The sequence below is a fragment of the Streptomyces sp. NPDC059524 genome, assembly GCF_042749255.1.
In the GTDB taxonomy this organism is placed as follows: domain Bacteria; phylum Actinomycetota; class Actinomycetes; order Streptomycetales; family Streptomycetaceae; genus Streptomyces; species Streptomyces xanthii.
The window spans coordinates 23193-34573 of sequence record NZ_JBHYTK010000082.1 but is presented as its reverse complement, the minus strand read 5'-3'; the positions used below and the strand labels follow the sequence as shown (position 1 = coordinate 34573).

The 11381-nt window shown below is 73.8% G+C and carries 5 protein-coding genes; 2 read left to right on the top strand and 3 right to left on the bottom strand.

Going from position 1 to position 11381, the window contains the following annotated elements; genetic code table 11:
* The first annotated feature begins 177 nt into the window (after window positions 1-177).
* On the top strand, window positions 178-882 hold the full coding sequence (locus ACFW9D_RS22595; protein WP_384624193.1) for a class F sortase: 705 nt from the start codon (window positions 178-180) through the stop codon (window positions 880-882).
* An 83-nt stretch (window positions 883-965) separates the two neighbouring features.
* On the opposite strand, the gene ACFW9D_RS22590 is transcribed toward ACFW9D_RS22595, so the two are convergent.
* The 3 genes from ACFW9D_RS22590 to ACFW9D_RS22580 all read right to left on the bottom strand — a co-directional run bounded on the left by ACFW9D_RS22590 (window position 966) and on the right by ACFW9D_RS22580 (window position 9795).
* The gene (locus ACFW9D_RS22590) at window positions 966-4238 is read right to left on the bottom strand and encodes an ATP-binding protein (RefSeq protein WP_384624191.1); all 3273 of its coding nucleotides are present in this window, start codon (window positions 4236-4238) and stop codon (window positions 966-968) included.
* An 80-nt stretch (window positions 4239-4318) separates the two neighbouring features.
* Complete coding sequence (locus ACFW9D_RS22585; protein WP_384624190.1) at window positions 4319-7234, bottom strand: FG-GAP repeat domain-containing protein; 2916 nt, start codon at window positions 7232-7234, stop codon at window positions 4319-4321.
* The gene (locus tag ACFW9D_RS22580) at window positions 7231-9795 is read right to left on the bottom strand and encodes a S8 family serine peptidase (protein WP_384624189.1); all 2565 of its coding nucleotides are present in this window, start codon (window positions 9793-9795) and stop codon (window positions 7231-7233) included. The genes ACFW9D_RS22585 and ACFW9D_RS22580 overlap by 4 nt, the downstream gene beginning before the upstream one ends.
* A 190-nt stretch (window positions 9796-9985) precedes the next feature.
* Between ACFW9D_RS22580 and ACFW9D_RS22575 the strand changes: the two genes are divergently transcribed.
* Complete coding sequence (locus ACFW9D_RS22575; protein WP_384624188.1) at window positions 9986-11374, top strand: aldehyde dehydrogenase family protein; 1389 nt, start codon at window positions 9986-9988, stop codon at window positions 11372-11374.
* The last annotated feature ends 7 nt before the right edge of the window (window positions 11375-11381 follow it).

Here is an 11381-nt window from a genome sequence, read left to right as displayed (position 1 = left end):
GCGGGTGTGGGGGCCCCGCGGCGCGCGGCCCCCCGCCCCGCGGGGGGCGGGGGTCGTTGGGGGCCCCCCGGGGGGGGGGCGCCCGGGGGGCCCGCCCCCCCGCCCCGCCGGGGGGGGCCGGGCGGGCGCGGGCGCACCACCCGGCGGCAGCGCCGGCTCCTGAGGCTCGCCCGCACGGTGGCCGTCACGCTGGCTCTGGTCGGCGGTGCCGTCTGGTGGTCCAGCGGCGAGGAACCGGCGGCCCCGGCCCTCGCCGGCCACGGGGCCTCGTCGGCGCAGGCCGCGCCCGGCACCGACGGGGCGAACGGCGCCCACGGGGCGAACCACGCTCACGGGACGCGGGGCACGTCCGGCGCGGCCGGGCCCAAGAAGGCGGCCAGGACGCCGGGGAAGCCCGCGCGTCCCCCCGCACCCCTGGCCCGGTCCCGCCCCACCGTCCTCGCCGTCCCCGCGATCACCATCGAGGCGCCCGTCATCGGCCTCGGTCTGAAGCCGGGCGGGAGCCTCGCCGCCCCGCCCGTCGACAACCCCCGGCTCGTCGGCTGGTACACGGGCGGCGTCACCCCGGGCGAGCGCGGCACCGCCGTCGTCGTCGGTCACCGCGACACCCGCACCGGCCCGGCGATCTTCCTCGACCTCGACTCGCTCGACACCGGCAACACCGTCCGGATCGCCCGCGCCGACGGCCGCGTCGCCGTCTTCACGGTCGACCGGGTCCGTACGTACGCCAAGGCGGCCTTCCCGGACCAGGAGGTGTACAGCGCCGCCCGGCGCCCCGAACTGCGCCTGATCACCTGCGGTGGAGCCTTCGACCGGAAGACCGGATACGCGTCCAACATCGTGGTCTTCGCCCATCTCACCGGCGTCGAGCGGCAGCTCTGACCCGTCCCCCTCCCCGTGCCGGGAGGGGAGAACGGGGAGGAACAGGGAGGAACGGGGGGTACGGGGGAGTCGCGAGCCTTTAGTTAACGCGTCGTCCCGAAGCGCTCCCGTGCCCTCCGCACCCGCTCCAGCCCGGCCGGGTACGGCAGCGCGGAGGCCAGCGCCTCCGCCTCCTCCAGCACCCCGTCATCCGGTCCAGCCGCCCCCACGACGACCCGCGCCTCCACCTCCGCGAGCCGCTCCCCGGCCCCGACCGCCCGCTCGGCCTCCGCCGCGGCGATCCGCAGGGCCGACTCCCGCCGCCCGGCGAGGAGTTCGGCCCAGGCGGCGAGGACGGGTGCCTCGCCCGCGGGGAGCAGCGCCGCCGCCTGCTCCGGCCGCCCCTGGAGGAGGGCGAGCTCGGCGCGGGCGGTGCGCACCTCGAAGAGGGCCTGCCGGTCCGCGCCGGCCGACCGTTCCGCCCGCTCCAGCAGAGCTCCGGCCCGGCCGGGCGCCCCGTCGCGCATCCGGACCCTCGCCAGCGCGGCCAGCGCGTACGGCGACGACCACGCGTCACCCTCCGCGCCCCCGGCGACCGCTGCCTCGGCCAGCTCCCGCGCCGCGTCGAACTCGCACAACAGCAACCGCAGTTCGGCCAGGTTGGCCCGTTCGAACGCGGCGGCGGTCGGGTCGCCCGACTCCTCCGCTAGGCCGAGTGCGCGCCGCCCCGTGGCGACGGCCTCCCGCAGCCGCCCCTCGCGGCGCGCGTTCTCCCGCAGCACGGAGAGCACCGAGCCGAGCAGCGCCGAGTCCCCGTACGCCTCGGCGGGGGCGAGCGCCTGACCGGCGGCCTCCCGGGCCTCGCGGAACCGTCCGGCGAGCGCCAGATTGGTGGCCTGCCCGGCGTGGCAGCGGGCGATCAGCCCCTGGCCGGTGATCCCGGGCACGCGCAGCGCGGCGGCGAGCGCCTGCCGGGCGGCCGCGTATCCGTCCTCGTAGGCGCCCTGCACGCCGAGGGCGACGGAGCGGGCGAGGAAGTGGGTGGCCGTCGGTTCGGCACCGGTCCGTTCGGCCGGGACGTGCCGGCCCAGCAGGGTGAGAGCCGCCGCCGGGCTCTCGGCCTTGACGAGGGTCTCGGCGAGGCGGGCCGCCGCGAGCACCGTGTCGTCGTGGTCGCCGCGCCGCGCGAACTCGGCGAGCGCGAGCCGCAGGACGTCGGCCGCCTGCCTGAAGTGGCCCATGCGGCGCAGCACCTGGGCGTGCGCGAGGCGGGCCCGGGCGGCGTCCACGTCGAGCCGGGCGACGAGGTCGCGGTAGTAGCGGTCGGCGGTGTCGTTGGCGTAGACGGCGGCGGCCCGTTCGGCGGCCCGGTGCAGGTACTCGGCCGCGCGCGGGTCGTCGGCCCGGGCGAAGTGCGAGGCGAGGGTGTCGACGGCGTCCGGGCGGCGGCGCAGCACGGTCCGCGCGAACGCGGCGTGCAGCTGCCGGCGCCGTACGACGGCCAGCTGGTCGTAGCAGGTGAGCCGGACCAGCGGGTGCCGGAAGGCGAGTCCCGCCTCGGCCCGCCCGGCGACCACGACCTGCCGCTCCTCGACGAGCGCCGCCCCGATGGCGTCCTCCAGGGCGGCGACCGCGTCCACAGGCGGCCGCAGCCCGTGCTCGGCGACGTCGAGCAGTTCGCCGAGGGCGACCTCGCCGCCCGCGACGGCGAGCGCCTCCACCACCCGGCGGGTGTCCCGGCCGATCCGTCCGAGCCGGTCGGCCACCAACTGCCGTACTCCGTCGGGTGCTTCGTCGCCGACCGGGCTCCGGGCGAGTTCGAGCGCGAACAGCGGGTTGCCGAGGGAGAGCTCCCAGACCCGGTCGAGCCGCCGGTCCGGGGCGCCGCCGTCGCGCGCCACGGCCCGGCAGGCGTCCCGGTCGAGCCGGGCCACCTCCTCGCGCACGGACAGGCGTGCGCGGCGCAGCGCGACGAGCGCGGAGCGCCGCGGATCGCCGTCGGGCACTTCCTCGTCCCGGTACGTGACGAGGAACCGCAGGGGCGTCCCGTGGCCGGCGGCGCGGCGGGCCAGATGGCTCAGCAGCTGGAAGGAGCCCTCGTCGGCGGCGTGCAGGTCGTCGAGGACGACGAGCACGGGGCGTGCCGAGGCGAGTTCGCCGAGCAGTCCGGACGCCGCGCGGAACAGCCGGTCCCGCTCCTCCTCCGGCGAGCGTTCCCCCTCGGCCCGTACGCGCCCCAACGACGGCAGGAACGCGGCCAGTTCGGGATACTCGCCGCCCACGCGGGCCCGCTCCCCGGCGTCCCATTCGGCGAGCCAGCCGTCCAGCGCCTCCGCGAACGCCCCGTACGGGGTGTGCCCCTCGGCGTCGTGCCCGCCGCCCCACAGCACGGCGGCCCCGGCCGCGGCGGCCCGCCGGGCGGTCTCCGCGGCCAGCGCGGTCTTGCCGACGCCGGCCTCGCCGGTGAGCAGGGTGACCGGCGGCCCGCCCGTGGCGAGCAGCCGCTGGAGAACGTTGTCACGCCCGTGCAGGGGAGCCTGTCCGGGCGAGCGCAGGGGGCCGGGCAGCGAGGGCGCGGTGAGGGCGGGGGCGGGGGAGCCGGCGAGCGCGAGCCGGTGCAGACGGTCCGTCTCGGGGCCGGGCCGCACGCCGAGTTCGGCGTCGAGCGCCTCCCGGCACAGGTGGTACTGGCGGACCGCGAGCCGCCGCAGGTCCTGGCCGAGGTACGCCTCCATCAGCAGGCGGTGGGCGGACTCCTCGGCGGGGCTGAGGGCGAGCACCTGCTCGGCCGCGCCGACGGCCGCGGCGTGGGATCCCTGGGCCAGGTGGGCGGCGGCGAGCGCGAGCAGCACCTCCTCACGCAGGGTGGTCAGCTGTTCCCGGCGGGCCTGGGCCCAGTGCGCGTAGCGGTCTTCGGGCAGCAGCTCGCCGGTGAACAGCTCCAGGGCGGCCGCCAGCCGCTCCGGGTCCCGGGAGGCGAGCGCGCCCCGCGCCGCCGTCTCGGCCTCGTCGGCGTCGATCCGGACCGTGGCCGGATCCAGGCGCAGCAGCGCGCCGTCGGATATCAGGTACGAGGAGGAGGCGCGCGGAGCGAGTTCGGGCTCCAGGGCGTGGCGTGCGGCGTGCAGGGCGACGCGCAGCGAGCCGGTCGCGGACTGCCGGTCGGCCTCCGGCCAGCAGAGGTCCATGGCCTGTTCGCGGTGGAGCCGGTGGCCGGGGGTGACGGCGAGCAGCTTCACCAGGGTCCGGGCGCTCGGCCGGGTCCAGCGCTCGGCGGGTGCGGGGCCGTTGTCACGCGTGGCCGCGAAACAGCCGAAAAGGTGCAGACGGAGCAGCGGAGTGGCTGATTCCGTGCGGCCGGTCTCCTGCTGGTTCATGAGGGCGCCACTGTAACCGAGCAGGCTGAGAACCCCCTGGGCGAGTCCGCCCAGGGGGTTCCGTGAGACCTGCCGAGAGGTCAGGAGAGCTTGAACGTCGACATCTGGTGGATGCCGTTGTCCAGGGAGAGCACACCGCCGCCCAGCTGCTCCGCCATCCGGTTGGTGCCGAAGTGGTCGAAGTTGAGCGAGATCATCTCGTCGGCGCCGTCGCCGTCGAGGTCGGCGGCGAGGTAGTTGCGGCCGCCCATCAGAGAGGCGCTGCCCCGGGCGGACTGGAACACGCCGCCGTTGGTCAGCTGCGACGGGTCGTAAGCGGCGAGGCCGCCCTCGACGCCGCCGGCGAACAGGCGCCGGCCGCCGGGGCCGTCGATGAACCCGGCCGTGCGCAGCGGTGCCAGCACCGAGGCGTAAGTGTCTTCCTCGCCGGCGCCGGTGTAACCGGTGATCACGCCGAAGCCCATGTGGTAGAGCACCTTGTTCCGGTCGTCGACGAAGTAGTTTCCGTGCGACCACGGGCCGCTGGTGAGGTCCTGGTGGAGCACCTCGCCGGTGCGGCCGTCGCGGATCTCGGTGACGATGCGCGGGGAGGCGGTGGCGAGGTCGCCCGCGGTGGTCGGGTCGGCCTTGACGATCCAGGTGTAGACGACCGCGTGCCCGTCCGCGTACGGGATCTGCGGCGAGGCGAAGACCCCGTGGTCCAGGACCGCTCCGTGCAGCTTGCCGTCGACGGCCTGGCTCGGGGCCTTCGGATCGGCGGTCCACCGTACGGTGCCCTTGCTGTCGAGGGCGACACCGTTGACGACGGCGTCGGAGACCTGGACGGCGTTCGGGCTGGAGTACTGCGTGTACACCTGCCCGCCCGAGACGACCGTGTCGGAGAAGACCACGTCACCGGCGCCCGACGGCGCGGAGTAGGACCACAGCTGCGTGCCGCTCGCGTCGTACACGCGCAGCGCGTCGGTCGGGACGAGGACCTCGGCCTTGCCGTCGTCGTCCACGTCGGCGACGGTGACCGAGCGGACGTACGCGCCCTTGCCGTCGATCGTCGACAGGACCTTGCCGGTCCTCCCGTCGAGCACCGCGGCGGCGTTGTCGGCGGCCACGGCGACGTCGGGCGTGCCGTCACCGTTCACGTCACCGGTCGCGATGTTGTGCACCTCGCCGGGAACGGTGGCCTTCCACAGCACCTTCGGGGAGCCGTCGACCAGCGACGTACCCGAGTACGCCCACACGCCGTGCGAGGAGCCACCGACGACGACGTCCTTCTTGCCGTCGCCGTCGAAGTCGGCCGCCTTGCCCGTGTACAGGTCGCCCTGCAGCGGCGTCAGGTTCTTCTGGCTGCCGTTGCCGAGGCTGTACTCGCGGACGTTCTGTTCCTGGTCGACGGTGCGCACGTAGTCGCCGCCGCCCGCCGAGTACAGCTGCTGGTAGAACGGCGAGGAGCCGTAGCCGTTCTGGCGCCACTTGACCTTGCCGCCGCCGGTGAACGCGGTCAGCGAGCCGTAGCGCAGGCCACCCGGGTTGAGCGCGGTGTCCTGGGCCCGGTCGTCGTTGGCGGTGGCGTAGAGCGCGCCGCCCTTGGTGGCCAGGGACCAGGTGCTCGCACCGTTGTGACCGTTGTCGGCGGAACGCTTGGTCGTGTACGCCCACTTGACCGTCGAGCCGTCCGAGCCGTCCAGGACCCGGATCGTGCTGGAGTTCACGAAGTACGACGCGTTGTACGACGACTCGCCGACCGCGATCTCGTCGCCGCCGCCCGCCGCCGCGTCACCGACCGTCAGGGCGGTCGGCAGGACGTTGACGCGGGAGTCGAGCGTGGTCCGCTCCCCGTCGGTCAGGTCGTACGCGGCGACCTCGTACCGCACCGCGTCGGAGGTGTCCGCCTGCTCCAGCGCGACGACCCGGTTCCGCGAGGCGTCCAGCCGCAGCTGACGTCCGTACAGGGCGCTGTCCGTCTGCCACGTCACCGAGCCGTCGGCCGTGTCGAGGACGAGGGTGCGGCCGCGCGCGGCGTTCGCGTCGGTCTTGCGCAGGTCCCAGACCGCCGCGACCTTGCCGTCGCCGACGGCCTCCAGGGCGCCCCAGTTGGCGCCGGCCGCCGACTTCGTGTCGTACGTCCACGTCGACGACGGGGTGAGCCTGCCGTCGGCGGAGGAGAAGCGGATGCCGGTGAGGGTGGCCGTCTCCGTCGCGGGCGCGGCCGAGTTCAGGCGCGGTGTGTTCGCGATCAGCAGCGTGCCGTCGACGACCTTGACGTTGGTGGCGTACGCGTACAGCTTCGACCACAGCATGTTGCCGGTCTTGCCGTCGAGCACCGAGACGAACGTGCCCTGGGACAGCGAGGAGCCGGGCGAGGTGAACGCGCGGGGCATCGGCGTCATGCCGACCGCCGCGGAGAACACGAGGTCCTTCGTACCGTCACCGGTCAGATCGGCGGTGTCGAACCCCTGGTCCGAGTACGGCGAGGACGGGGTGATCGCGTTGTAGCCCATCACGATGCGCGCCGGATACGGCTCGGCCCGCCAGACCTGCAGCGGCTTGACCTGCCAGTCCGTGTAGTACGAGGCGTTGGTGCGCGCCCAGGCGGTGGAGCCGTCGGCCTTGTGCAACTGGACGTTGCCCAGGCTGTGCACGGTGAAGTAACTGCCGTCGGATCCGGCCGGGACGGTGGCGGCGGTGCCGCGCACGCCTTCCAGCGTCGACTTGTTGGTGAAGGTGACCGGGGTGGACGCGTCCGTGGTGGCCTGCGTGGAGTTGTCCGCAGAGGCGTCGTCGTCCTTGGCCGCGTACGCGTTGTCGTCCCCGTACACGTCGACGTTGACGTGGTCGGCGAGGGTCTTGGCCTCGGCGGTGCTGAGTGTCGTCGCCTCGGTCGAGGCGCCGTCGGCCAGCGCGTGCGGCGCCGCCGTCAGGGTCAGGCCCGCCGCGACGAGGGCGGAGGCGAGCGTCAGGGCCCGCCGCGAGGAGTGGGTTCTCATGCCGGGGGTCTTCATGACGTGGCTCCCTGCGCGAAGCGGATCGCCGAACCTGCGGTCAGTACGGCCTGGTCGGAGGAGTACTGGAGGGCGTCGGTTCCGGCCTGGTTCTCGATGCCGACGGTGGCCGAGGAACCGGCGCCCGGGACGGACTTGTACTGGAAGGTGATCGCGCCGGTGGCCTCGTCGAAGACGGCCTCGAAGGTGGCGCGGTCGGTGGAGCCCGCGAACAGGACGTTGTTCCAGACCACGGCGAACCTGCGGCTGCCGGTGGTGCCCGTGGTGGCCGTCTGCACGCTGGACTTCTTGTCGAGGGCCAGGTCGTCCCACAGCGGGGCGACGATGCCGTTCGGCTGGGCCTGCGAGGGCAGCGCCTCGTTCTCGTAGTCGCCGATGCGCGGCGCGAGGAAATCGATCAGGCCGTCGGTGGTGACCGCGGCGCTGGAGTACTTCACCCCGTAGAAGGAGACCGGGAAGGGCAGCGGGACGGTCTTCGCGTCCTCGTCGCCGCTCAGGGAGACCTTGTCGGCGCCGGCGATCCACGCGTAGGAGGACGGGGCGCAGGTGTGGCCGGCGGCGTCGGGGCGGGCCGGGAGCCGGACGGTGCGCGTCTCGTCGCCGTCGACGGTGAGCGTGTCGGTGAAGGCGCCGTTGCACAGCACCGGCTGAGCGGGCTTCACGTACAGCGCGTACGTGCCCTCGGCGACCTTCGGCAGCGTGAACGTGCCGTCGGAGCCGGAGGTGACCGGGGCGAGCGGCGAGCCGTTGACCTCCACGGTGGCGCCCTTGAGGGGCTTGCCGGTGGTGTCGAGGACGGTGCCGGTGACCGCGTGCGACGGGGCGGCCGTGAGTGCGACGTCCTGGGTGAGAGGCGAGCCGGTGGTCAGCTCCACGCCGGAGAGGGTCCTCGACCGGAAGCCGTAGCCGGAGAGCGTGAAGTCGTACGTGCCGGGGGCCAGCGTCAGCCGGTACGAACCGTCGGAGCCGGTGGTGACCGTGCGGGTGCCGGAGGCGGCGCTCGAGGCCCTGACGGTGATGTTGCCCAGTGCCTTGCCGGTGGCCTGGTCGGTGACCTTGCCGGACACGGCGACGGCGCTGTGCGAGGCGGCGTCGACGGAGGCGAGGATGTCGAGCTTGCCCTGGCCCCACACGTTGTTCATGCCGGCGGTGCCGCCGCAGTGCGTGTCGTCGACGTCACGGGCGCCCTCGTCGAGGAGCGCGCGGGTCTCGTCGATCTTGCCGATCAACGACGGGTCGGCCGCCCACAGCAGGGCCACCGCGCCGGCGACGTGCGGCGTCGCCATCGACGTGCCGTTGATGGTGTTGTACGCGGAACCCGGCCACGCCGAGGTGACGTTCACGCCGGGTGCCGAGATGTTCGGCTTCGCCGAGCCGTCCACCGGGGAGGGACCGAAGCCCGAGAAATCGGCGATCCTGCCCGTCGAGTCGTAGGCGCCGACCCCGTACGACGTGTCCTGGGCGCCGGGCGCCCGGGTGGTGGAGCAGGTGGTGCCGTCGCCGTCGTTGCCGGCGGCGAACGCCTCGAAGATGCCCGCGGAGTTCCACGCCTCGACGACGTCCTTGTAGAACGTCGTGACGCCGCCGCCCCACGAGTTGTTGACGATGTTCGGGGCGAGGTCCGGGCGCGGGTTCAGCCCGTTGTGGTCGGTCGGCGCGAGGATCCACTGGCCGGCCGCGAGGAGGTTCTCGTCCGAGCACGAGTCCGACTCACAGCCCTTGGCGGCGATCCACTTGGCGTGCGGCGCGACTCCGATGCCGTTCCTGCCGACCATCGTGCCCATGGTGTGGGTGCCGTGGCCCGCGTTGTCGCAGGGAGTGGTGCTGGTGGCGCACTCGCCCGACGGGTCGTAGAAGTTGTAGTCGTTCGAGAACGTGCCGTCGCCGTTGTTGCCGCGGTAGTTGTCCACGAGGTCCGGGTGGTCGGCCTGCACACCGGAGTCGACGCTGGCGACGACGATGCCCTCGCCGCGGTCCTGGTAGCGGTCCCAGACCTGATCGGCCTTGATGTCGGTGACACCCCAGGTCGGCGAGGCGTCGCCGACCGTGCCGCCGTCGGCGGCGGTGCGCGCGCCGGTGATCCTGGCGTCGGACGTCTCGATGTCGTCGAGCTTGTACGTGCGCGCCTTGACGAGTTCCTTCACGTCGGAGCGCCGCGCGAGCGCGTCGACGAGCTTCTTGCCGCCCGTGACCTGGACGGCGTTGGCGATCCAGTAGTCCTTGTGTCCGACCTTCTCCTGGTCGAGGAAGGAGGCGAGCGACTTCTGGCTGTCCTCGGCGTTCGTCCTGAGCGCTTTGTACGCGGCCCGGGCGGCCTTCGCGTGCGTGGACTGCTTCTTGGCGGCCGTGAGATCGGCCCGGTCCTCGAGGACGACGAAGAACTTCGCTTCGCCGCCCTTCGCCACGGCACTGCTCAGCGCCGAGTCGATCTTCGCGTCGGCCGCGGCGGAAGGGGTGCCGGCGGCGACGGCCGGCAGGACGCCGGTCATCAGCGCGGTCGCGGTCAACGCGGCCGCTGCCCATACGGCGGATCTGCGCCGGGGCGGTCGGGGCAGGTGCATCGGGAGTGCTCCTCCGGGAACGGTTCGGGGGAGCACGCACGCTAGGAAGCGGCCGTTACTGGGGAATTACCGGCCGCGTGACCGAGGTCTCCGGTGGGCGGGGCGGGCGTCTCTGGCGCCCAAAAACTAACACCGCTAGTTTGGGTGCCGGACGACCTGGCACGACACACGCGGTACTGGGAGGAGAGCCATGAAGGCCCACGAGGGGATGTACATCGACGGCGCGTGGCGGGAGGCCGCGACCGGCGAGACGATCGCGGTCGTCAACCCGGCCGACGAGCAGGTCATCGGCCACGTACCGGCCGGCACCGCGCAGGACGTCGACACGGCGGTCCGCGCGGCCCGCGCCGCGCTCCCGGGCTGGGCCGCGACCGCGCCCGCCGAACGGGCGGCCCGCATCGCCGCGCTGCGCGACGTGCTCGTGGCCCGCAAGGACGAGATCGCCGAGACGGTCACCGCCGAACTGGGCGCGCCCCTGGCGTTCTCGCAGGCGGTGCACGCGGGCGTCCCGATCCTGGTCGCGGGCTCGTACGCCGAGCTCGCCGCCGCGTACCCCTTCGAGGAGAGGATCGGCAACTCCACGGTGTACGCCGAGCCGATCGGTGTCGTCGGCGCGATCACGCCCTGGAACTACCCGCTCCACCAGATCGTCGCGAAGGTGGCCCCGGCGCTCGCCGCCGGTTGCACCGTCGTGCTCAAGCCGGCCGAGGACACCCCGCTGACCGCCCAGCTGTTCGCGGAGGCGGTGCACGAGGCGGGCGTACCGGCCGGCGTGTTCAACCTGGTCACCGGCCTCGGCCCGGTCGCGGGCCAGGCGCTCGCCGAGCACCCGGACGTGGACCTGGTCTCCTTCACCGGCTCCACCGCCGTCGGCAAGCAGATCGGCGCGACCGCGGGCGCCGCCGTCAAGCGCGTCGCCCTCGAACTCGGCGGCAAGTCCGCGAACGTGATCCTGCCCTCCGCCGACCTCGCCAAGGCCGTCGGCGTCGGCGTCGCCAACGTCATGGGCAACTCCGGCCAGACGTGCAGCGCCTGGACCCGCATGCTCGTCCACACCGACCGGTACGAGGAGGCCGTCGAGCTCGCCGCGGCCGCCGCCGCCAAGTACGGCGACCGTATCGGCCCGCTCGTCAACGCCAAGCAGCAGGCCCGCGTGCGCGGCTACATCGAGAAGGGCGTCGCCGAGGGCGCGCGCCTCGTCGCGGGCGGCCCGGACACCGAGCGCGCGCGGGGCTTCTTCGTCGAGCCGACCGTGTTCGCCGACGTCACCCCCGACATGACCATCGCCCAGGAGGAGATCTTCGGCCCCGTCGTCTCGATCGTCCGCTACGAGGACGAGGACGACGCGCTGCGCATCGCCAACGGCACCGTCTACGGCCTCGCCGGCGCCGTCTGGGCCGGTGACGAGGCGGAGGCCGTCGCGTTCGCCCGCCGGATGGACACCGGCCAGGTCGACATCAACGGCGGCCGCTTCAACCCCCTCGCCCCGTTCGGCGGTTACAAGCAGTCGGGTGTCGGGCGCGAGCTCGGCCCGCACGGCCTCGGCGAGTACCTCCAGACCAAGTCCCTCCAGTTCTAGCCCCAGG

Coding starts and splice junctions, on each gene's coding strand:
- ACFW9D_RS22590 (WP_384624191.1), bottom strand. CDS start 4,238: ATGAACCAGCAGGAGACCGGCCGCACGGAATCAGCCACTCCGCTGCTC.
- ACFW9D_RS22585 (WP_384624190.1), bottom strand. CDS start 7,234: ATGAAGACCCCCGGCATGAGAACCCACTCCTCGCGGCGGGCCCTGACG.
- ACFW9D_RS22580 (WP_384624189.1), bottom strand. CDS start 9,795: ATGCACCTGCCCCGACCGCCCCGGCGCAGATCCGCCGTATGGGCAGCG.
- ACFW9D_RS22575 (WP_384624188.1), top strand. CDS start 9,986: ATGAAGGCCCACGAGGGGATGTACATCGACGGCGCGTGGCGGGAGGCC.